The sequence below is a fragment of the Gordonia amicalis genome (assembly GCF_022059885.1).
Lineage (GTDB): Bacteria > Actinomycetota > Actinomycetes > Mycobacteriales > Mycobacteriaceae > Gordonia > Gordonia amicalis.
On the sequence record NZ_CP091855.1, the window covers coordinates 171867 to 192109 of the forward strand.

The window sequence follows — 20243 nt, forward strand, 5'->3', positions numbered from 1 at the left end:
TTCGACACGTCACGCGTCGTCGAGCTTGTAGACCCGGACCGCGGTGTCGCGGAAGATCCGTCGCAGGGCCTCGTCTCCCCATTGCGACGCGCAGTCGACGAGCGCTCCGACGAGTACGTCGATCGCGGCGTTGGGCCGGTCGATCGGGTAGTTGGACCCGAACATGACGCGATCGGTACCGAAGTGGTTCACGACGTGTTCGACGAACGGACAGATCATCTCGCCGAGTGTCGTCTGCCCGCCGATGTTGCCCCACCGTTCGTGGCCGTAACCGAGGACCGGCATCGCGAGACCGGAGAGTTTCACCACCACATTGCGATACGACGCCAGGGTGGTGATGCGTTCCCGCCACAGCCGCCAGATGTCCGCGCGCGCGGCGGCCGTCGCGCCCGTACGAGTCCCGATCGGGCCGAAGACCCCGGCCGGCATCCCGAAATGATCGAGCACGATGGTCGTGTCCGGATACTCCCTCGCCAGCACGATGACGTCGTAGAGCTGATGGGAGTAGACCGCCGCCTCGAAGACGAGCTTGCGCCCCGCGAGCTCGGCGAAGCCGTCGAGGAAGGAGGTCGACGACAGGATGTTGTCGGCGTCGCCACCGTCGCGGACGCGCGGATCGGGGTGACGCGTCGCCACCAGCCGGACGCCCCGGACCCGCGGTGAGATGGTGAGCTGCTGATCGAGTGTCTCGGCGAAGTCGTGGTCCCGTGGATCACCGTGGGCGACGATCGCCCCGAGACGGGGAGCCCCGGCCTGACCGAACGGGAGGTTCTCCAGGTAGCGCGTCTCCTCCACCGCGGTGCTGTGGGCGGACGCCTGTTCCCCTGCGGGTAACGCCTTGCGCCAGTGCGACTCGACGTGCACGACGGTGTCGATGGGCACACCGACGACCGTCGGCACGAGTGCGGCATCGGTGGCGTACTGCCGCGGCTCGTAGGGTCGCGCCACTGTCCGCGGGGTCAGTACGAACTCGCGGTCGGCGCGCGAGGCGACGAGCGGAAACACCCGGTCCCCCAATCGGGGGACGAACCCGTACAGGCGCGACGAACGGGTTGCCGCCCAGGGAGTGCGCCGCGGATTCCAGTGCTGCACATGCGCGTCGACGATGGCCGGGAGGACACCGTCGAGGGACGTCATGCTGGTACCTTGCCACACCGGATCACAGTCCGACATACGATGACGGATCCTTAATTCTGTCGGGTCGAGAGGCTAGTGTTGGGTCTCTTGGAAGAGGCGGGGACGAACGCCGACGGAGGTTGTCCAGAGAGAATGGCGAGCCACTCACGCCACACGTTGCATCAGCTGCGAACAGCGGTGAACCGGCAGCCCGACCGGTTCGCGACCAACGTCTTCACCCGGATGTTCGCGATCGACCCCGACCTCCGGGACCTGTTCGGCGTCTCGATGGCCGCCCAGCAGATCGCCTTCCATCGCGTGATCGATCACGTCCTCGAAGCCATCCCGGCAGAATCCGGCCACGCCGACCTCGTCGAGTTCCTCGCCCAGCTCGGTCGCGACCATCGCAAGTTCGGCGTCGAACCCGAGCACTACCACGTGATGTACGCAGCGCTCATGGGCGAGTTCGCCAGTCTGATGGAGGGGTACTGGGACTCCGAGGCCCAGCAGACGGTCTCCCAGGCGATGATGCTCGTCACCGGCGTGATGCGTGGGGCGGCCGAAACCGCCACCCATCCGGCGCGGTGGACGGCGGAGGTCGTCGAGAAGTACCGCATCAGCCGCGACCTCGCCGTCGTACGGCTCATCGCGCACGCGCCGCTGACGTTCATCGCCGGCCAGTACCTCGAGGTCCACATCCCGCAGTGGCCGAAGCAGTGGCGCAACTTCTCGCCGTCGATCCCCCCGAATCCGGCCGGTGAGCTGGAGTTCCACGTACGGGCGATCCACGGTGGGACGGTCAGTTCGGCGATCGTCAGCGAGACCGCCGTCGGGGATGTCTGGACGCTGTCCCAGAGTCACGGCACATTGCACGTCGACCGGGATCAGCCCGTGCTGATGGTCGCCGGCGGTACCGGCCTCGCCCCGCTGCGTGCGCTGCTCATCGAGATGTCCAAGCGCGCGGACTCGCCGCCGACCCACATCTTCTACGGCATGCGCCATCCCGGCGAGCTCTACGACCTCAGTGTGCTGCGGCGGATCGCCGCCACCAATCCGTGGTTGCAGGTCACCGCGGTCTCGGAGGAAGAACGCGACCCGTGGTGGATCAGGGCGGTGGCGACGCCGGCCGAACTCGGGATCGAACACCGCATCGGCACCCTCGCCGACGTGGTCGTCGGCGCCGGGAACTGGGAAGACCATCAGGTGCTGATCGCGGGGTCGGCGCAGATGATCGAGGCGACCCGGCGACAGCTGATCATCGCCGGGGTGCGGGCGAGCCGCATCCAGCACGACCCCGTCTACTGACCCCGGGGCGCTAATTCTCCCGGCGCCGGCACCTCGATGGTGGTCGTCTCCGTCTCTGTGATCGTGGCAGCCGACACCTCTTCGGTCACCGTGGTCGTCCGGGTGACCGGACGCGGCGTGCTGGTGACCGTCGTGGTGCGGGCCTGCGGCGTCTCGGTCTCGGTCTCGGTGACCGTCGTCGCGTCGGCGGTGACGGTCACCGCCGCAGGGGTCTCGGTGACCGTCACCGGAACAGCTTCGGGGGTCGCCCTCTCGGCGGCCAGGATCAAGGTCAGACCGACGGCGCCGAGGAACACCGCGGCGCCGATCGCGGCGCCGACGAACCACCAGCGTCGCCCCGTCGACACCCGCGTGGCCCCCGCCGAAGCCGACAGCGCCACCAGGGCGGCGTCGGCCGCGCCGATGGCCGACGCGAGCGGGGGGTTTGCGGCGACCGTGACGGGTCGCTGCGCCGCGTACTCGAAGGCGGGAGCGATGCCGGGCATCTCCGCGCCGGGTCCCACCACGATGATCGAGGTGATGTCGCGACCGCGAGGGAGCTTGGTGACCGCCGTCGCCAGATCGGACGCCCCCTCGGGATCGGTGACGGGCGCGAGCCGGTTGGTGGTGAAATCGGCGGTCCCGAGGACCGCGCCCGACGTCGTGTCGACCGTGGCCACGGTGGTACCGGCCGCCGGGGCGGCATCGCGATCGAGGTCCACGACGGCCACGACGCCGCCTCGGGTGGCGTGTGTGCAGGCGATCTCGGCGAGCGCCGAGGCGTATCCGGTGACGACGACGCGGCGATACCAGGATTCGCCTGCGGCGTCCGAGGCGAAGGCTTGCGCCAGATGCTTGCGGACGTCCTCGCGCGAGGCGGAGACACCGATCTGGTCCACCACGACCGGAACCGAATCGACGAGTTCGATGATCGCGGCCTCGACCGCGGGGGCCGAGGAATCCGGCAGGTCGACGAGGTTGCTCGCCAGGATGTGCCCGTCGGCGTCCCGCACGACGGACGCGATCTGGTCGTCGACGACGGATATCCCGAGAACCACGGATCCGGGCATTCCCCCACCCGCCGGATCTTGGGTCATCGTCACCTCCACATCGACGTTTGCCCATGAAGCCTAGCGGCTGTTACGCGATCTGTGGCAGCCGGACCGTCGCGGAGTACCTCGTCAGACCGACTCGGCCGGATGCTGGGTGTACGCGGCGTCGCGCACCGCCTCGTCGGTCTCCAGCCCCGCACCGAGCGCACCGCCGACCGTGGCGAGCGAACACGTCAGCCACGCGACCTCCAGGTAGTCGGTGATCCCGGGATCGTGGCCGAGTGCATCGCCGAAAACCTGCGGGACCACCAGGCACAGGGCGCCGACGGTCGCGAGTACGAACAGAGCGGCATAGAAGGCCGCGACGCCCAGCACGACGGTGATGACCGTGACGGTGTTGAACAGGACTATCTGTTCGCGCGACTGCCGCGACGATCCCCGCTCCCACAGGTTGGCGCCGATGATCAGGGTGGCGGTGATGGCGACGATCGACCCGACGGCGACGCCGGTGAGCCGGACCCATCCGAAGGTGTCGGCCAGCAGCCAGATGTCGGCGGTCACCAGTGCGAACACGCCGGCGGCGATGGCGCCCGTGAGCGCACGGGTCAGCCCGAGTGCGAGGCGCCACGGTCGATTGGCGCGGACCATGCCGGTGAGGAGTCGGAGGTTGCCGGTCAGCACCCGGGCGGTGAAGGCGGTGCTCTCCTCGTCGGTGTCGGTGCCGAGCTGGCGGACGCGGTGCCGTAGCGGGGAACGAGACGGCGACTTCTGATGCTCTCGGAGATCGTCCGCGTCGGCACCGAGGAGCTGAGCGAGGAGACCGACCACTGTCCCGCGCGTCCGCTGACGCAGGCTGGTCGGACCGAGCGCGGGAACCGACAGGACCGCAACACCGTGCACCGCGTTGGCATGGGCGACGACGGGGCGGCGTCCCACGTGCAGGGGCAGGTCGGTCAGGCAGACCACGAGGTCCCATTCCCGTTCGAGGAGAACGTCTCTCGCCGCGTCGACGATCTGGGCGTCGGTCGCGGGCGGCTGCACCACGGACGCCTCCACGACCTCGACATGCCATCGGGCTCCGGGGAAGGTCGTCTGCACGTGCTCGATCAGATCCGCGTCGACGAGTTTGCGCGCGAGTCCGATCGGTTGTCCGGGCGCGGCGACGACTCCGAGGACGACCGCCGGTTCGTCGTCGTACGACGACGCCTCGTCCTCGAACTCCATGTGTCGCCCTTCCGGTCGTGGTCGTCGCCCGGCGGCGACGAAGTGATCAGGCGGTGAATGTCTCGATCAGGGTGTGCTGTTCGACGGCCGACGGAGCCTGCATCCCCGGCGCCTGCTTGTCGGAGTGCGACGCACGGAACGAGTCCGACTTCAGCCACGCCAGGAAGTCCTCCCTGGCGTCGAATTCCATGGTGGACACGTACGGCAGGCCGTCGGCCTCCGGACGCATCAGTGTCGCGCGCTGCAGGCCCGGGACGCCCTTCAGCGTGCTGCGCATCGACTCCGAGAACGCTTTCTCGAATGCCTCGGCGTTCTCGGTGACATCGATGCGGTTGGTGATCACGAACATTCGTCGGCTCCTGGACTCGGGTCTGATGGTCGCCGTCATCTTACCGACACCGTGTCGGCAAGAGGGCGGCAAGGGTCAGCCGAATCGCTTCGCGAGCGCGCGCAGCGTGCCCTCGATACCCTGACCGTTCTTCTTGTCGTACCCGATCAGTTCCATGATCTTCGGGATCTTGAGCGTCGAGTAATCGAAGGTCTCGGTGACCTGGGTGGTCGTCGGCGACGTGGACACCAGTTCCCAGCGCCAGCGATGGCCCATGGGGTGCTTCCATTCGACGACCTTGTCGGTCTCGACGTCGGTCGCGGTGGACGTGATGGTGTACGGGACGCCGAACTGCTTCATCCCCACACTGAATCGCGCACCGGGGGTGAGCTTCTCCGGACCCTTGACGGGTGTGTCGCGCACCGTTCCCGACCCGTCGAGTTCGTGATGCCGGTGCGGGTTGACGACGAGGGCGAAGACGTCGGCGACCGGCGTATCGACGACGATGCGCCGGGAGACGCGGTGCGGGCCCGTGTCAACGGTGGTGACGGTGTCGGATGCCATACATCCAACGTACGCGGGCCCTGCCGGTCGGTTCGCTCAGTCGACGGAACGCTTGCGCCGCGGCTGCCACACCACCAGGGCATTCGTCCGAGGCACCGGGACCAACTCGCCGCCGCGACGGTTCCGCGACGTGGCAACCTCGTCGGAGAGTTCACGGATACGCTGCTGGAGCGCCTCGACCTGATTGCTCAGATCGATGATCCGTTTGATACCTGCGAGATTGACGCCTTCTTCCTGCGAGAGACGCTGGATCTCTCGCAGGAGTTCGACGTCGCGGGAGGAGTAACGGCGTCCGCCCCCACTCGTCCGCTGCGGGGTGACCAGACCCAGACGGTCATAGGTGCGTAGGGTCTGGGCGTGCATGCCGGCGAGCTCGGCGGCCACCGAGATCATGAAAGTCGCGCCATCGGCGTCGAAGTTCTTCTGGCCGGCCATCACTCATCGCCCCCAGTTCGCCCGTGGATCGAATCCGCTTGCCCGCTCGGCCTGATCGTAGGCGCGCATCGCCTCGATCGCGGCGTCGTCGAGCTTGTCCGGCACCGCGACCTTGACCGTGACGAGCAGGTCACCTGCCCCGCCGGACCGCTTGGGGACGCCGCGGCCACGTACGCGGAGCGTCCGGCCGTCGGTCGTGTTCGGCGGGATCTTGACCCCGACCGAACCCTCGAGGGTCGGTACCGAGACCGTCGCGCCGAGAACGAGTTCGGAGATCCGAACCGGCAACTGCACGCGAAGGTCGTTGCCGCTGCGCGTGAACTGCTTGTGCGGGGTCACGTGCACGACGACGTACAGGTCGCCCGACGGCGCTCCGCGGCGTCCGGCCTCACCCTGTCCGGCAAGCCGAATCCGTTGACCGTCTTCGACTCCTGCCGGAATGCGCACGTTGATGGTGCGGGTCCGATTCTTCACGCCGCTGCCGGAGCAGTCGCCGCACGGGTCGTCGATCCGCGAACCGGTGCCCTGGCAGTCCTGGCAGGGTTCACTGAACCCGAACGCGCCCTGGTTTCGGCTGACGAAACCGGAGCCGTTGCAGTTGGGGCACACTCGCGGGCTGGTGCCCGGCTTGGCGCCTGAACCGTGGCAGGTAGTGCACGGGGACGGGCTGGTCACCCGCAGCGGGACCGTCGTACCGAGGGCCGCGTCCTTGAAGGACAGCGTGGTCTCGGTCTCGAGATCCTTACCGCGACGCGGACGGCTGGCCGTCGACGTGCGTTGGGTTCCGCCGCCACGGTTGAAGAGACCCTCGAAAAGGTCTCCGAAACCGCCGGCGCCTCCCCCGCCGGTCTGGGCACCGCCGAACAGGTCACCGAGATCGAAGTCGTTGCCACCGGTCGTGTAGGTCGTACCGCCGTCGGGGAAGCCACCCGGGAATCCGTTGCCACCTCCGCGGAATCGTCCGCCGGCGAACATGGCCCGGGTCTCGTCGTACTCTTTGCGCTTCTCGGGATCACTGAGCACGCTGTGGGCTTCGGACACCCGCTTGAAGCGCTCTTCGGCCGCGGAATCGCCGGGATTGGCATCCGGATGCAGCTCGCGTGCGAGCTTGCGATAGGCCTTCTTGATCTCTTCAGCCGAAGCGTCAGAAGCAACGCCCAGGTCCTTGTAGAAGTCGTGTTCCAACCACTCACGTTGTGGAGCCACCAGACGTCACCTCCTCAAAAGTCTTTTGTTGTCTGGATTGATATTTCGGTTGTGTTCGTACTCTCGCCAGAGAGCCCTGAGGTGCGAGGCGCGTGCTCTCGCTCCTCGCACCCCAGGGCCACAGACGGTCGATCTATTGTGCACCGGCCTGGTCACCGGCGGGCTCGGGATCGGTGACCGTCACCATGGCGGTACGGATCACCTTCTCGCCCAGCCGGTAACCGCAGCGATACACCGCGCCGATGACGGGGTGGTCGCCGGTGCCGTCGTGCTGAACTGCCTCGTGGAGTTCAGGGTTGAACTCGTCACCCGAGGCACCGAAGGCCTCGAGGCCCTCGGTGTTCAGCACACCGGCCAGCTTGTCGGCGACGGCCCGCAGCGGACCGCTCTCGAGATCGCCGTGCTCACGGGCACGGTCGAGGTCGTCGAGAATCGGCAGGAGCTTGTCGATCAGGATCTGCTTGCCGTAGGCAACCGATCCCTGCTTCTCCTCGGCCGCGCGTCGCCGGAAGTTGGCGAACTGCGCGCGTTCCCGCTGCAGATCCGCCGTCAGTTCGGCGACCCGCGCATCTGGCGACGTCGCATCGGCCGGCTGTTCGTTGTCGGGCTCGTCCACGACGGGTTCGGCGTCGGCCGGGCCGGGGCCGGCGGCCGGCTCGTCGCGCACCTCACCCGTTTCCGGGTCGATGCGACGACGGTCGGTCACCGTCACCGGCTCCTCGCCGGACCCATTCGTCGAATGGGATCCTGCGGTCACTTGTTCTCCTTGGCGTCGGCGTCGTCCACGACCTCGGCGTCGACGACATCGGACTCGCTGTCGGCGGCTGCGCCGGCTTCACCGTTGGGGGATTCCGCAGCGGCGTTGGCGTAGATCGCCTGGCCGAGAGCCTGCGACTCCTCCGACAGCTTCTCGATCGCGGTCTTGATCGCGGCCGAGTCGGTGCCCTTCAGCGCTTCCTTCGCGTCGGCGACCGCAGCCTCGACCTTTTCCTTCACGTCGGCCGGGACCTTGTCCTCGTTGTCCTTGAGGAACTTCTCGGTCTGGTGGACCAGCGACTCCGCCTGGTTGCGGGTCTCGGCCTCCTCACGACGCTTGCGATCCTCGTCGGCGTGAGCCTCCGCGTCCTTGATCATGCGGTCGATCTCGTCCTTGCTCAGGCCGGAACCCTCCTGGATGCGGATCGAGTTCTCCTTGCCGGTGCCCTTGTCCTTCGCGGTGACGTGCACGATGCCGTTGGCGTCGATGTCGAAGGTCACCTCGATCTGCGGGACACCCTGCGGCGCAGGTGCGATGCCGCCCAGCTCGAAGCTGCCGAGCAGCTTGTTGTGCGAGGCGATCTCGCGCTCGCCCTGGTACACCTGGATCTGCACCGACGGCTGGTTGTCCTCGGCCGTGGTGTAGGTCTCCGACCGCTTGGTCGGGATGGTGGTGTTGCGCTCGATCAGCTTGTGCATCACGCCACCCTTGGTCTCGATGCCGAGGGACAGCGGGGTGACGTCGAGCAGCAGCACGTCCTTGACCTCACCGCGGAGAACACCGGCCTGCAGGGCGGCGCCCACGGCGACGACCTCGTCCGGGTTGACACCCTTGTTGGGCTCGCGGCCACCGGTCAGTTCCTTCACCAGATCGGTGACGGCCGGCATACGGGTCGAGCCACCGACGAGCACGACATGGTCGATGTCGCCGACGGAGATGCCCGCATCCTTGATGACGGCCTGGAACGGGGCGCGGGTGCGCTCGAGCAGATCAGAGGTGATCCGCTGGAACTCGCTGCGCGAGAGCTGTTCGTCGAGGAACAGCGGGTTCTTGTCGGCGTCGACGGTGATGTAGGGCAGGTTGATCGAGGTGCTCTGCGAACTCGACAGTTCGATCTTCGCCTTCTCGGCAGCCTCACGCAGACGCTGCAGAGCCATCTTGTCCTTGGTCAGGTCGATGCCCGAGGTGGACTTGAACTTCTCGACGAGCCAGTCGACGACGCGCTGATCCCAGTCGTCACCACCGAGGTGGTTGTCACCGGAGGTCGCGCGGACCTCGACCACACCGTCGCCGATCTCGAGCAGCGAGACGTCGAAGGTGCCGCCACCGAGGTCGAAGACCAGGATGGTCTGTTCCTTCTCACCCTTGTCGAGTCCGTACGCCAGCGCGGCCGCGGTGGGCTCGTTGACGATGCGGAGCACGTTGAGGCCGGCGATCTGGCCGGCTTCCTTGGTGGCCTGACGCTGGGCGTCGTTGAAGTATGCGGGCACGGTGATCACGGCGTCGGTGACGTCTTCACCGAGGTACGCCTCGGCGTCGCGCTTGAGCTTCATGAGCGTGCGCGCGCTGATCTCCTGCGGGGTGTACTTCTTGTCGTCGATCTCGATCGTCCAGTTGCCCTCACCCATGTGGCGCTTGACCGAGCGGATGGTGCGGTCGACGTTGGTGACCGCCTGGTTCTTGGCCGGCTGACCGACGAGTACTTCTCCGTTACGCGCGAAGGCGACCACGGACGGCGTGGTCCGCGAGCCCTCGGCGTTGGCGATGACCGAAGCTTCGCCACCCTCGAGCACCGAAACCACGGAGTTGGTGGTGCCGAGGTCGATTCCAACAGCACGAGACATGTTTGGCTTCCTCCTAGTTTGTGGGTGTGCACCCAAGTCCTTGTGCCCCCGCGGCCTGAGACGCGGGGATGATGTCCGAACCCTGCGCGAGGTGGACTTCAGTGCGTCCGACTCATGTCCTACTGAATTCGGAGCGGCGAGTCAAACCTACTTGAGTCTGGATCGCTCAGGTTTCTCGAAGTGTGTAACGGGGGTCCCACGGGGTTTGTTCCCGCGCCGCCGGGAAAAGTTGAGCGGATTTCACTCAAGCCGTGTGGTCCTTGACACACCGGCCGCCACCGTGCAGATTTCAACAGGAAGCAAGCGATTCCACTTCGACGAATCCGAGGACCCGCACATGACGCTGCCCCGACCGACGACCGCCGAACCCGGCTCCGCTCCGATACGTCCCTATCGGATCGCCGTGTGGGGTCCCGGCGAAGTCGGCGGCGCGGTCATCCGTGCCGCGGTCGCCGACCCGGCGTTCGAGGTCGTCGGTGCGCTGGTGCACAACCCGAAGAAGGACGGCAAGGACATCGGTGAGCTGGTGCGCACCGATCCGATCGGGATCGCCGCCACCAGAGACCGCGAGGCCTTCAAGGAGCTCGACGTGGACTGCGTCGTCCTCACCCCCGCACCGGCCGCGGTGATCAAAGGGCTCGACGACGACGTCATCGATCTGCTCGAGTCCGGGAAGAACGTCGTGGCGACCGCCGCTTATCACAACGTGTCGATGCCGAACTGGCTCAGCCCCTTCCGCAAGTCCCCGCAGCGCATGCTCGAGGCGTGCCGCACCGGCGGCGCCACCCTGCACGGGACCGGTGTCCATCCGACGTTCATCGTCGAACGGGTCGCGATGACGATGGCCAAGGCGATGTCGTCGGTGAGTCATGTGCGATCCGTCGAGGCTGTCGACTTCTCCCGTGCCGGATCCATGTGGGGCGGCCTGGAAGCACTGGGTTTCGGCGCCGACCTGGACTCCCTCAGCGCCGAGTCCCCGGTCGCGCGCGGCGGCGACATCTACTACGGCGACCTCACCGGCAACGTCGCGCACGCGTTGTACGGCGCGGACAGTGCCGAGGTCAGGGTCGAGACCTCATTGCGCGGACTGCCCGCCGAACGTGACGCCCAGGTCGGTGCGACGACCATCAGGAAGGGCACCGCTGCGGCCCTGCATTTGACTCATCGCGGCTACCTCGGCGACCACCACTTCTTCACGAACGAGGAATGCTGGTATCTCGCTTCGGTACCCACTCAGCCCGCTCGCTCCGCTCCCGGCGCCGAACTCGTGTACCGGGGCGATGACCTGCCGTTCGGCGGGTTCACCAGCCCGATCGCGTACACGCTGGTCATCAGCGGCGAACCGGCCGAGATGCGGGCACAACTCGAGTTCGGCATCGGGTCCGGGCACACCAACCCGATCACGACGGCGTCGGTGCGGGCCGTGCTCGATGCCGTCCCGGCGGTGGTCGAGGCCGAACCGGGCATCCTCGTCGACGACGTGGGCCCCCACTACCGGCACGACGACCGGGTCCGACTCCCGTGAGCCAGGAGCCGATGAGCCACGAGGCGCGGCCGGAGGTCGCCGCGTGGAACGGCCTGGTCGACGCACTCCGGACCGCCGGCGACAAGCTCGCGGCCGACACCGCCGACCTCGATTCGGCCGAGCAGGCGGACGGGTTCCGTGCACTGGTCCGCGGGCTGTCGAATCAGTTGTCGCGCTTGGAAGCCGACCGTGAACGTCCCGAGTTGGTGCCGTTCAACGGGTGGCGACACAAGTTCCTGATGGACAATCCCGACTTCAAATACTGGGTCACCGAGGTCCGCGGGGACCGCACCTACCGCATCCGCGGGAACCGCGGGGATGCGTCGTACCTGTCGGTGACCGTCTACAAGCGGACCGGCGGCATCGGCTCGGAGGCGACAGCCCGCATCGACAGCGACGCCATCGGATTCGACGACGACGGCGGCTTCGAGATCGTGGTCGGCGGTACCGCGCCGGGTGCCGGGGACTGGCTGGACCTTCCGGAACGCTCCGGGGCGATCTGGGTCAGGTTCTTCCACGGCGATGTCGCACACGACGAATTGGGCTGGTGCAGTATCGAACCGGTGGTCGAACCGCCGGTTCCGCCGTCGATCGATCCGGACAGGTTCACTTCTGCGCTGGGCACGTTGGCGGCCACGACGTCCATGCTGCCGACGATCTTCGAGATCTCGACGAAGGACGATCTCGATCCGCCCAACACCCTGCGGCACTGGTCGGAGATGGCCGGGGGCGCGGTGTTCACCGAACCGGGCATCCACTACGTCCGCGGTGGCTGGCAGCTCCAACCGGATCAGGCGCTGGTCATCGAGGGCGACACCGTCGAGTGCCGGTATTGGAACATCCTGGCCTACAGCCGATTCCTGAACTCCCTCGACTTCCGGTACCGGCCGGTGTCGTACACCGGTGCCACCGCCACGGTGGTCGACGGTCGCTACCGCTTCGTCGTCGCGGCCGAGGATCCCGGTGTCGGAGACTGGATCGATTCCGAGGGAAGGGACTTCGGCATCGTCGTCATTCGTTTTCTCCAACCGACGGACACCCCTCCCCTGCCCTCGGTGCGGGTGGTGCAGCTCCACGAACTGCGAGGTGAATGATGGTCGCCTGGACCCCGCCACCGCGCACAGCGGTCGCCGAGAACATCTATGCGGCAGCGGAAGCCGATCGCGCTGCACGACCCGATCGGTATCGGCTGGGCGCCGGCGCGGTCGATGCGATCGTCGAACGGGCCACCGCGAAGCACGGGGTCGAGGGTCTGGGCGAGCCGGCGCAGTGGCGTCCCGGCCTGGAGCAGTACCTGGAATCGGCCGGCGAGGACGGGCGGTTGAACGCCGTCGGCGTCCGGAATGCGCAGGACGCGGTGATCGGAAAGCTGCGGGCGCGCTCCATCTTCGACAAGACCCTGCGGGAGAACCCCTCGGTGAGTGAGCGTGATGTGCTCCCGCCGATCGTGATCATCGGGGGCTGGCGCACCGGGACGACGTTCCTGTATCGGCTGATGGCCCGCGATCCCCGTCTCCGCGCGCCACGCCCGGTGGAGTTGTACGCCCCGTGGCGGGTTGCACAGCTGTCGCCGGACGAGCGCGAGCAGCTGATCGAAACCCAGGCCGCCGAGCCCAATCCACTGCACATGCTGAATCCGGCGATGGCCGCGGTCCACGATTCCGGGCCGGCACTGCCCGAAGAGTGCGTGCTCGGAATGGGCACGACCATGCGCAACTGGGCGTTCAGCTCGACGATGCGCCTCGACAGTTACTCGCGCTGGCTGGCGGAACAGGACTTCGCCGGCGAGTACGCGGCGCACCGCACGATGCTGCAGATCCTCGACGATGGTTCCCGACGACGCTGGCTGCTGAAGGCACCGGCCCACACTCCCGAACTCGCCGACCTCGCACAGACATATCCCGGAGTCTGCATCGTTCATCTTCACCGCGACATCGTGGAAACCGTGGCCTCCGGCGCGAGTCTGTTCGCGACATACCGGTCGACCTACAGCGACGACGTCGACGGGCACGACGTCGGGCGGTTCCAGATCCAGCAGTCCGAGTTGTGGTTCCGGCGGGCACTCGAATTTCGCGACTCCCCTGCAGCCGGATCGGCGACCGTCCTCGACATCGACTACCAGGACCTGGTGTCCCGACCCGAGGAGACCGTCGGCCGGGTTTATGCCGCGGCCGATGTCGAACCCCCCGACATCTCGTCGATGCTCATCGAGCACAACGCCGAGCAACCGCGGCACAGCAAGGGCAGACATCGTTACGGTCCCGAGGAATTCGGGATCGACCCCGGAGCCTTGCGCGAACGGATGGCGTTCTACACCGACGTCGTCGCCGAGTGGACGTCGCACCCGGTGTCCTGAGGGCAGGACGACGACCGGTTGCACTTGTGTATCCGACGAGCCGATTTCTCGCCCGCACACCGTCGAACGGGGTTACCGTCGCGGTGTCGGACTCGGGAGGTCGAGATGGGCGAGGTCACGTCGGTAGAGGCCGAGACGGATGTCCGGTGGGTGCCGTGGCGGGTGGCGCCACATTCGGGTTTCGAAGTCGACGATCCCACGGGCAAGGGCAGCGTCCGGGTGGTCCAGGTCGACGATCGGCAGTTCGTCGTACTCAACACCTTTCGTTACTCGGACCCGGATGTCGAGAAGGACCTGTCGACGCGACTGGTCCGCAGCGGGATGAGTGACGCCCGGGCACGCGCGGCAGTTGACGACGCGCGGACTTTCGTCCCACGTGAGGACAATCCCACGGATCTGGCGTCGGTCCCGCGCTTCATGCGGTGGTTCGAGGACTCGTACGGGCGGCACACGCTAGCCGCGATGATCCATGACGAGCTCATCAGCGACGCGGTCAACTCCGGCGCGCTGCAGAGTGACACGCTCTCCGACCGCTTCTTCCGGGAGATGATGCGTACTTCCGGGGTCCCCTGGCTGAAGCGCTGGCTCATGTGGTCCGCGGTGGCGCTCCGCACCCGTTGGGTCGCAGGCGGTTACCGCCGGTGGAGCATCGTGCTGTGGCTGTTGCTCAGCGTCGTCGGGATCACTGCGACGGTCGGTTCCGCGGGCGCGTTGCTGTTCGACTGGCCGTGGCCGGTGTCGTCGCCGGCGTGGTCGCTCGTGGTGGCACTGCTGATGATCTTCGTCGCCGCACCGCTGTGGGGGCGACAGTGGGCCGCCAGCCTCATCGCCGCGGTCGGTGCGTTGTGGCTCGTGCCCGCCGCTGCGGTGACGAGTCTCGCCTGGCTTGTGTACGTGGTGCTGGAGAGGATCGCCCGGGATCTGGGGCTTCGGTGACAAGGGCGGGGCGTCGTCCGGTGGTCCGGACGACGCCCCGCTCTGGTGTGTTCCGACGTCAGGCCGCGCTGACCTGTTCTCCCGCTGCGGGTTCCAGTGCCTGCGCGACGATCTCGGCGACATCGGTCATCGGACGCACGTCGAGGGCGTCGAGAACCTCAGCCGGCACGTCGTCGAGGTCGGGTTCGTTGCGCTGCGGGATGAAGACGCTCTTCAGCCCGTTGCGCTGTGCGGCGAGCAGTTTCTGCTTGACCCCGCCGATCGGCAGGACACGCCCGTTCAGCGTGACCTCACCGGTCATGCCGACCTCGGCACGCACCCGTCGACCCGTCGCCATCGACACCAGTGCGGTGACCATGGTGACGCCCGCACTCGGCCCGTCCTTGGGCACCGCTCCGGCCGGAACATGCACGTGGATGGTCTTGTTGAGCAACTCCGGGTCGACGCCGAGCTGCTCCGCGTGCGCCCGCACGTACGACAGCGCGATCTGTGCCGACTCCTTCATCACGTCGCCGAGCTGGCCGGTCAGCTTCAGTCCGGGATCGCCGTCGGTGGCGTTGACCTCGATGAAGAGGACATCACCACCCATTCCCGTGACGGCGAGACCCGTTGCGACACCGGGGACTGCGGTTCGTTCGGCCGATTCCGGGGTGAACCGGGGACGGCCGAGGTAGTCGCGCAGGTCCGGCTCGTCGATGGTGATCGGTGCGCTCGCCTTACCCTGCGCGAGGTTGGTCGCCGCCTTGCGCAGCGCCTTTGCGAGAAGCCGTTCGAACTGTCGCACACCGGGTTCCCGGGTGTAGTTCGCCGCGATCTCGCGGAGCGCCGCGTCGGTGACGGTCACCTCGTCGGTGGTGAGTGCCGCACGCTCGGCCTGCCTGGGCAGCAGGTAGTCGCGCGCGATGGCAACCTTGTCGTCCTCGGTGTAGCCGTCGAGGGTGACCAGTTCCATGCGGTCGAGCAGGGCCGACGGGATGTTCTCGATGACGTTGGCGGTCGCGAGGAACAGGACGTCGGACAGGTCGAGATCGAGGTCCAAGTAGTGGTCGCGGAAGGTGTGGTTCTGCGCGGGGTCGAGGACCTCGAGCAGCGCCGCGGCCGGGTCACCCCGGTAGTCCGAGCCGACCTTGTCGATCTCGTCCAGCAGCACAACGGGATTCATCGATCCCGCCTCGCCGATGGCACGCACGATGCGGCCGGGCAACGCACCGACGTAGGTGCGCCGGTGCCCGCGGATCTCCGACTCGTCGCGCACACCTCCGAGGGCGACGCGCACGAACTTGCGGCCCAGGGCCCGGGCGACACTCTCGCCGAGCGACGTCTTGCCGACGCCGGGCGGACCGGCCAACACCATGACGGCACCCGATCCACGTCCGCCGACGACCTGCAGGCCGCGTTCGGCGCGTCGTGCTCGCACCGCGAGGTACTCGACGATGCGGTCCTTCACGTCGTCGAGGCCGTGGTGGTCGGCATCGAGGATCTCGCGGGCCCCCTTGATGTCCGTGGAATCCTCGGTGCGGGTGTTCCACGGCAGGTCGAGGACGGTGTCGAGCCAGGTGCGGATCCACCCGGTCTCCGGCGACTGGTCGCTGGCGCGTTCGAGTTTGCCCACCTCCCGGAGTGCGGCTTCGCGCACCTTCTCGGGCAGGTCGGCTTCGTCGATGCGCGACCGGTAGTCGTCGGCACCCTCGGGTTCGTCCTCGCCGAGTTCCTTGCGGATGGCGGCGAGTTGCTGACGAAGGAGGAATTCCTTCTGCTGCTTGTCCATTCCCGCACGGACGTCCTCGGCGATCTTCTCGCTGACCTCGGACTCGGCGAGATGGTCGCCGGTCCACTCGATCAGCAGGCGCAGGCGCGCGGCCGTGTCGGGTGTTTCGAGGAGCTCACGTTTCTGCTCGTCGGTGAGCCAGGATGCGTAGCCCGAGGTGTCGGCGAGGTCTGACGGGTCGGTCATCTTGTTGACCGCATCGATGAGCTGCCACGCCTCGCGACGCTGCAGCATCGCCAAGACGAGTTTCTTGTACTCGCCGGCCAGGGTCCGGACCTCGTCGGTGACCTCGGAGTCTTCGACCTCGGTCACATCGACCCACAGCGCCGCGCCGTGGCCGGGCGTACCGGTCCCGATCTGAGCCCGCTGCTCACCCTTGACGACGGCGGCCAGTCCACCGCCGGGGATACGCCCGACCTGCACGATCGAGGAGATCACCCCGTAGGTGGGATACCGGTCGTCCAGGCGTGGGGCGACCAGCAGTTTTCCGGTCTCGCTCGCCCGCGCGGCGTCGACGGTGGCCTGAGCGGCATCATCGAGCGGGATCGGCACGACCATGCCGGGCAGGACGACAACGTCCGGGACGAAGAGGACCGGCAGTGAATATGTCTGCGACATGAAACCTCCAGAGTTAAGCCTGACCGACTCAACTGAGGTGGCTGGAAGTTTGTTCCCGCGTGGTTTATGCCAGGGGCGAACGAAGAGTCACTCCCAACTGAACCCATCCGGATCGACGAACTGCCCGGCGTCACCGCCGATCATCAGCCGATGCGACCCGGAACCCGCGGCGTCGACGCCGGCATCCTTGGCCGCGGCTTTCCGGCCGTAGAGCGCGAGTTTCACCGAGTCCGGGCCGCTCTCGAACTCGACGTACTTGCGGCCGTAGCTCTTGCCGACCACGAACCCCCGGTCCACGTAGAACTGCTTGGTGGCCGCGACGTCGTCGACGCCGAGCAGCAGGACCAGGTCGTCGAACTCCCGGGCCCGTGCACCGGTCGGCTTCTTCGACGAGCTGGCGACCTTCCAGATCGCGCCGTCGGGCGCCTGGACCACGCCGCCGTAGCCCCAGAAGGACTTCTTGGCGGGCTTGAGCACGGTGGCGCCGGCGTCGATCGCGGGTTCGAGGAAGGAATCGGCGACCGTCGGGTCGGCGACCACGAGCGAGATCACGAAACCGCGAAAGCCTTGGCTCGGCGATGCGGCGGCCTGGAACCGCAGCCGATCGCCGAGTCCGAAAGCCTTGTCGTAGAAGACCTCCGCAGCGCTGATGTCCGGAACTTCGAGGGTGAGTGCGTTGATGTTCGTCATGCTTCGACGCTATGGCGCGTCGAAGCGTTCGCGCTTCTCGATTCCTGATCGATCGGTTCTGGTCAAGCGCTCACGAGCGTTCGGCTGGCTTCGATACGGCTCGTCGCAAGCTCCTCGCCTACTCAACCAGCAGGCGGATCGATCGGCAGCAGGGGTGGTTCAGCCCGGGAGGTCGGCCGCCACGCGGGCCGTGAAGACGACGACCTGCGCCACGACCAGTACCGCCAGTCCGACGGCGAACGCCGCCGCCGTGACGACCACCCCTGCGGAAGCCTTCAGCGCATCCCATACCGACTTCAGCGTCATGACCGATCCCCGAGTCGCGTGGCGAACAAGCGGTCTATGGACGGGTGTCGGCGGACCGACATCGAGTCGAGGGGCATGGGCTGACCTCCGTGCGGACAAATATCCCGGACGACGGTGTCCGGGGTCACATATGTACCACACATTAGTTGATACCGCGACTAAATTTGACGTTGGAGTCAGCGGGTCGACTCGCCGAGTCTCACTCCGGGGCAGTCCGAGAGCCGCCTCGGCCACGAACCACGGGGAACGCAACGCACACGCCAACATCCGAGGAGCTTGCATGTCGGTCCTGTCCCCCACCTCCACCCGCCAGCCGCTGGGCCGCGCCATCGCCCGGATCGCGCTCGGAGCAATCCTGGCGATCGCCGGCATCGGTCACCTGACCGCACAACGCGACGAGTTCCAGGCACAGGTCCCCGACTGGGTGCCGTTCAGCAAGGACTTCGTGGTCCTGGCCTCGGGTGGGGTGGAGATCGCATTGGGCGCAGCCCTCATCGCTCTCCCGCGTCATCGCAAGATCGTCTCGTGGATCGTTGCGGCATTCTTCGTCGCGGTGTTCCCCGGCAACATCCACCAGTACGTCGAAAACATCGACGCCTTCGGCCTCGACACCGACCAGAAGCGGCTCACGCGCCTGTTCTTCCAGCCGGTCCTGGTGCTGTGGGCGATCGCGGCCGGAACCGGGAAGCGTTCCGACTAGCGGCGACGGGTGCACGCATCCTGGCAAGCGGTGTCCATCCCGGCCCGGACCTGCGGCCGGAAGCCGGCGCCCGAGCTGATCGTCAGAGCGGCGACGAGCCCCCCGACAGCGCAACCCGCTGCACAGATGTACATCGCCGTCCGGAAGCCGTCGCCGAGAGGCTCGCCCGGTCCGGCGTCGATCCCGGCCACCGCGGGCAACACCGCCACCGCCAGCAGACCGGCCACGCGGGCCACCGCGTTGTTCACGCCCGACGCGGTCCCGGCCAGCGCATCGTCGACCGCACCGAGGGCAGCCGACGTCAGGGGCGCGACGGTCACCGTCATCCCGAGCCCGAACACCAGGACGCCGGGCAGCACATGAGCCAGGTAGTCCGTGCCCGGCTGCACGCGCGTCATGAGCGCGAAGCCACCCGCGGCGATCAGCGGGCCGACGGTCATCGGTAGCCGCGGCCCGGTGGTCTGGGCCAGCCTGCCCACCAGCGGAGAACCGAACAGCATGATGAACGTGCTCGGGAACATCGCCGCACCGGCTTCGAACGCCGAGTATCCGAGGCTCTGCTGCAGTTGCAGGGCAAGCAGGAACAGTGCGCCGCCCAGGCCCGCGTACACCAGCAGCGTCGTCAGGTTGGCGCCGGTGAACTGCGACGATCGAAACAGCCTCAGCGACAACAACGGCGACCGCACCCGCGTCTCGATGACCACGAACGCGACGAGAGCCGCCACACCCGCGAGACCGGCGGTCGTCGTACCGGCGGACCAGCCGCTCGACGGGCCCTCGATCAGCGCGTAGATGACGCCAGCGAGACCGAGCGTCATCGTCACCGCGCCCGCGACGTCGAGTCGACGCGGCGCGGACGGATCGCGGGACTCGGGCACATGCCGAATCGAGATGACCAGCGCACCCACCGCCAGCGGCACACTCAGGAAAAAGGTCCAGCGCCACGACGCCGCGTCGACGAGCCACCCGCCGACGAACGGTCCCAGCGCACTGGTCGCGCCCGACATCCCGGCCCACAGACCCACGGCCGCACCGCGATCCGACGGCGCGATCTCCGCGTTGATGAGTGCGAGGCTGCCCGGCACGACAGCCGCTGCCGCGACGCCCTGAACGAGCCGTGCGACCACCAGCCACTCGACGGACGGCGCCACCCCGCAGCCGATCGTCGCCACCGCGAACATCGCCAGGCCCCCGGTGAAGACGAGCCGACGGCCGTACCGGTCACCGGCGACGCCTCCCAACAGCAGAAGTGAGCTCAACGTCAGCAGATAGCCGTCGAGTACCCACTGCTGTCCACGCAGACCGGTGTCGAGGTCGCGGGCGATCGACGGCAGCGCGACGTTCACGACCGTGCCGTCGAGGAATGCGACGCCCGACCCCAGGACCGCGGCGACGAGCAGCCACCGCCCCGCCGGCGACGCAGCGCGAATGCCGACCGGTTCTTCCGCCGAACGGTTCGCGATCATGTCTGCCTTCCCGAGACCGGGGTCGCCGTCTCCCCAGGGTCATGGTCAGAACGTTGACGCGCAACCGT

At 67.4% G+C, this 20243-nt stretch carries 19 protein-coding genes; 6 read left to right on the forward strand and 13 right to left on the reverse strand.

All coding sequences use genetic code 11. The annotated features are described in order from the left end of the window. Positions 1-9: 9 nt before the first annotated feature. Positions 10-1137, reverse strand: coding sequence for an amidohydrolase family protein (locus IHQ52_RS00810; RefSeq protein ID WP_024499624.1), 1128 nt, complete (start codon positions 1135-1137; stop codon positions 10-12). Positions 1138-1269: 132 nt separating this feature from the next. Here IHQ52_RS00810 and IHQ52_RS00815 point away from each other — a divergent pair, with 132 nt between their 5' ends. Beyond that, on the forward strand, positions 1270-2421 hold the full coding sequence (locus IHQ52_RS00815) for an FAD-binding oxidoreductase (protein WP_024499623.1): 1152 nt from the start codon (positions 1270-1272) through the stop codon (positions 2419-2421). Here the strand turns inward: IHQ52_RS00815 and IHQ52_RS00820 are convergent. From IHQ52_RS00820 to dnaK, 8 genes are all read right to left on the reverse strand, one after another. After that, positions 2415-3497, reverse strand: coding sequence for a DUF7159 family protein (locus IHQ52_RS00820; protein ID WP_096275022.1), 1083 nt, complete (start codon positions 3495-3497; stop codon positions 2415-2417). The two genes, IHQ52_RS00815 and IHQ52_RS00820, sit on opposite strands and share 7 nt — an antisense overlap. An 84-nt stretch (positions 3498-3581) precedes the next feature. Beyond that, positions 3582-4676, reverse strand: coding sequence for a hypothetical protein (locus IHQ52_RS00825; protein ID WP_096274703.1), 1095 nt, complete (start codon positions 4674-4676; stop codon positions 3582-3584). Between the two features lie 46 nt (positions 4677-4722). Then, positions 4723-5025 carry an antibiotic biosynthesis monooxygenase family protein gene (locus IHQ52_RS00830; RefSeq protein ID WP_006437654.1) on the reverse strand — a complete coding sequence of 101 codons (303 nt, stop codon included), beginning with the start codon at positions 5023-5025 and terminating at the stop codon, positions 4723-4725. A 75-nt stretch (positions 5026-5100) separates the two neighbouring features. Next, positions 5101-5568, reverse strand: a complete 468-nt coding sequence (locus IHQ52_RS00835) for an SRPBCC family protein (protein ID WP_096274704.1) — start codon at positions 5566-5568, stop codon at positions 5101-5103. 36 nt (positions 5569-5604) lie between these two features. Next, on the reverse strand, positions 5605-6003 hold the full coding sequence (locus IHQ52_RS00840; RefSeq protein WP_096275023.1) for a heat shock protein transcriptional repressor HspR: 399 nt from the start codon (positions 6001-6003) through the stop codon (positions 5605-5607). A gap of 3 nt (positions 6004-6006) precedes the next feature. Then, positions 6007-7209: a molecular chaperone DnaJ gene (dnaJ, locus tag IHQ52_RS00845; RefSeq protein WP_096274705.1), complete on the reverse strand. Its 1203-nt coding sequence runs from the start codon at positions 7207-7209 to the stop codon at positions 6007-6009. A 133-nt stretch (positions 7210-7342) separates the two neighbouring features. Continuing rightward, positions 7343-7966 (reverse strand): nucleotide exchange factor GrpE, encoded by a 624-nt coding sequence (gene grpE / locus IHQ52_RS00850; protein WP_096274706.1) that lies wholly within the window; start codon positions 7964-7966, stop codon positions 7343-7345. Next, positions 7963-9810 carry a molecular chaperone DnaK gene (gene dnaK / locus IHQ52_RS00855; RefSeq protein WP_024499619.1) on the reverse strand — a complete coding sequence of 616 codons (1848 nt, stop codon included), beginning with the start codon at positions 9808-9810 and terminating at the stop codon, positions 7963-7965. Before dnaK ends, grpE begins: the two co-directional genes overlap by 4 nt. 337 nt (positions 9811-10147) lie before the next feature. Between dnaK and IHQ52_RS00860 the strand changes: the two genes are divergently transcribed. From IHQ52_RS00860 to IHQ52_RS00875, 4 genes are all read left to right on the forward strand, one after another. Continuing rightward, positions 10148-11335, forward strand: coding sequence for a hypothetical protein (locus IHQ52_RS00860; protein ID WP_024499618.1), 1188 nt, complete (start codon positions 10148-10150; stop codon positions 11333-11335). Positions 11336-11346: 11 nt separating this feature from the next. Next, complete coding sequence (locus IHQ52_RS00865; RefSeq protein WP_024499617.1) at positions 11347-12429, forward strand: DUF1214 domain-containing protein; 1083 nt, start codon at positions 11347-11349, stop codon at positions 12427-12429. Continuing rightward, the gene (locus IHQ52_RS00870; protein ID WP_024499616.1) at positions 12429-13691 is read left to right on the forward strand and encodes a sulfotransferase family protein; all 1263 of its coding nucleotides are present in this window, start codon (positions 12429-12431) and stop codon (positions 13689-13691) included. Before IHQ52_RS00865 ends, IHQ52_RS00870 begins: the two co-directional genes overlap by 1 nt. A 105-nt stretch (positions 13692-13796) precedes the next feature. Continuing rightward, positions 13797-14627, forward strand: a complete 831-nt coding sequence (locus IHQ52_RS00875) for a DUF1353 domain-containing protein (RefSeq protein ID WP_024499615.1) — start codon at positions 13797-13799, stop codon at positions 14625-14627. Between the two features lie 58 nt (positions 14628-14685). Here the strand turns inward: IHQ52_RS00875 and lon are convergent, their stop codons facing one another. The 3 genes from lon to IHQ52_RS00890 form a co-directional block, all read right to left on the reverse strand. After that, positions 14686-17013 (reverse strand): endopeptidase La, encoded by a 2328-nt coding sequence (gene lon, locus IHQ52_RS00880; RefSeq protein WP_024499614.1) that lies wholly within the window; start codon positions 17011-17013, stop codon positions 14686-14688. Positions 17014-17100: 87 nt separating this feature from the next. Continuing rightward, on the reverse strand, positions 17101-17703 hold the full coding sequence (locus tag IHQ52_RS00885; protein WP_024499613.1) for a VOC family protein: 603 nt from the start codon (positions 17701-17703) through the stop codon (positions 17101-17103). 159 nt (positions 17704-17862) lie between these two features. After that, the gene (locus IHQ52_RS00890; RefSeq protein ID WP_191834538.1) at positions 17863-18009 is read right to left on the reverse strand and encodes a hypothetical protein; all 147 of its coding nucleotides are present in this window, start codon (positions 18007-18009) and stop codon (positions 17863-17865) included. 280 nt (positions 18010-18289) lie between these two features. Here IHQ52_RS00890 and IHQ52_RS00895 point away from each other — a divergent pair, with 280 nt between their 5' ends. Continuing rightward, on the forward strand, positions 18290-18709 hold the full coding sequence (locus IHQ52_RS00895) for a DoxX family protein (protein WP_024499612.1): 420 nt from the start codon (positions 18290-18292) through the stop codon (positions 18707-18709). Here the strand turns inward: IHQ52_RS00895 and IHQ52_RS00900 are convergent. After that, complete coding sequence (locus tag IHQ52_RS00900) at positions 18706-20175, reverse strand: DHA2 family efflux MFS transporter permease subunit (protein WP_024499611.1); 1470 nt, start codon at positions 20173-20175, stop codon at positions 18706-18708. The two genes, IHQ52_RS00895 and IHQ52_RS00900, sit on opposite strands and share 4 nt — an antisense overlap. Positions 20176-20243: the final 68 nt, after the last annotated feature.

What these genes read in the sequence shown, in the direction of transcription:
- IHQ52_RS00890 (WP_191834538.1), bottom strand. Translation starts at nt 18,009, where the DNA reads ATGACGCTGAAGTCGGTATGGGATGCGCTGAAGGCTTCCGCAGGGGTG.
- lon (WP_024499614.1), bottom strand. Translation starts at nt 17,013, where the DNA reads ATGTCGCAGACATATTCACTGCCGGTCCTCTTCGTCCCGGACGTTGTC.
- IHQ52_RS00815 (WP_024499623.1), top strand. Translation starts at nt 1,270, where the DNA reads ATGGCGAGCCACTCACGCCACACGTTGCATCAGCTGCGAACAGCGGTG.
- IHQ52_RS00825 (WP_096274703.1), bottom strand. Translation starts at nt 4,676, where the DNA reads ATGGAGTTCGAGGACGAGGCGTCGTCGTACGACGACGAACCGGCGGTC.
- IHQ52_RS00885 (WP_024499613.1), bottom strand. Translation starts at nt 17,703, where the DNA reads ATGACGAACATCAACGCACTCACCCTCGAAGTTCCGGACATCAGCGCT.
- IHQ52_RS00820 (WP_096275022.1), bottom strand. Translation starts at nt 3,497, where the DNA reads ATGACCCAAGATCCGGCGGGTGGGGGAATGCCCGGATCCGTGGTTCTC.
- IHQ52_RS00875 (WP_024499615.1), top strand. Translation starts at nt 13,797, where the DNA reads ATGGGCGAGGTCACGTCGGTAGAGGCCGAGACGGATGTCCGGTGGGTG.
- IHQ52_RS00835 (WP_096274704.1), bottom strand. Translation starts at nt 5,568, where the DNA reads ATGGCATCCGACACCGTCACCACCGTTGACACGGGCCCGCACCGCGTC.
- IHQ52_RS00900 (WP_024499611.1), bottom strand. Translation starts at nt 20,175, where the DNA reads ATGATCGCGAACCGTTCGGCGGAAGAACCGGTCGGCATTCGCGCTGCG.
- IHQ52_RS00840 (WP_096275023.1), bottom strand. Translation starts at nt 6,003, where the DNA reads ATGGCCGGCCAGAAGAACTTCGACGCCGATGGCGCGACTTTCATGATC.
- IHQ52_RS00810 (WP_024499624.1), bottom strand. Translation starts at nt 1,137, where the DNA reads ATGACGTCCCTCGACGGTGTCCTCCCGGCCATCGTCGACGCGCATGTG.
- IHQ52_RS00830 (WP_006437654.1), bottom strand. Translation starts at nt 5,025, where the DNA reads ATGTTCGTGATCACCAACCGCATCGATGTCACCGAGAACGCCGAGGCA.
- IHQ52_RS00870 (WP_024499616.1), top strand. Translation starts at nt 12,429, where the DNA reads ATGGTCGCCTGGACCCCGCCACCGCGCACAGCGGTCGCCGAGAACATC.
- IHQ52_RS00865 (WP_024499617.1), top strand. Translation starts at nt 11,347, where the DNA reads ATGAGCCACGAGGCGCGGCCGGAGGTCGCCGCGTGGAACGGCCTGGTC.
- IHQ52_RS00860 (WP_024499618.1), top strand. Translation starts at nt 10,148, where the DNA reads ATGACGCTGCCCCGACCGACGACCGCCGAACCCGGCTCCGCTCCGATA.
- IHQ52_RS00895 (WP_024499612.1), top strand. Translation starts at nt 18,290, where the DNA reads ATGTCGGTCCTGTCCCCCACCTCCACCCGCCAGCCGCTGGGCCGCGCC.
- dnaK (WP_024499619.1), bottom strand. Translation starts at nt 9,810, where the DNA reads ATGTCTCGTGCTGTTGGAATCGACCTCGGCACCACCAACTCCGTGGTT.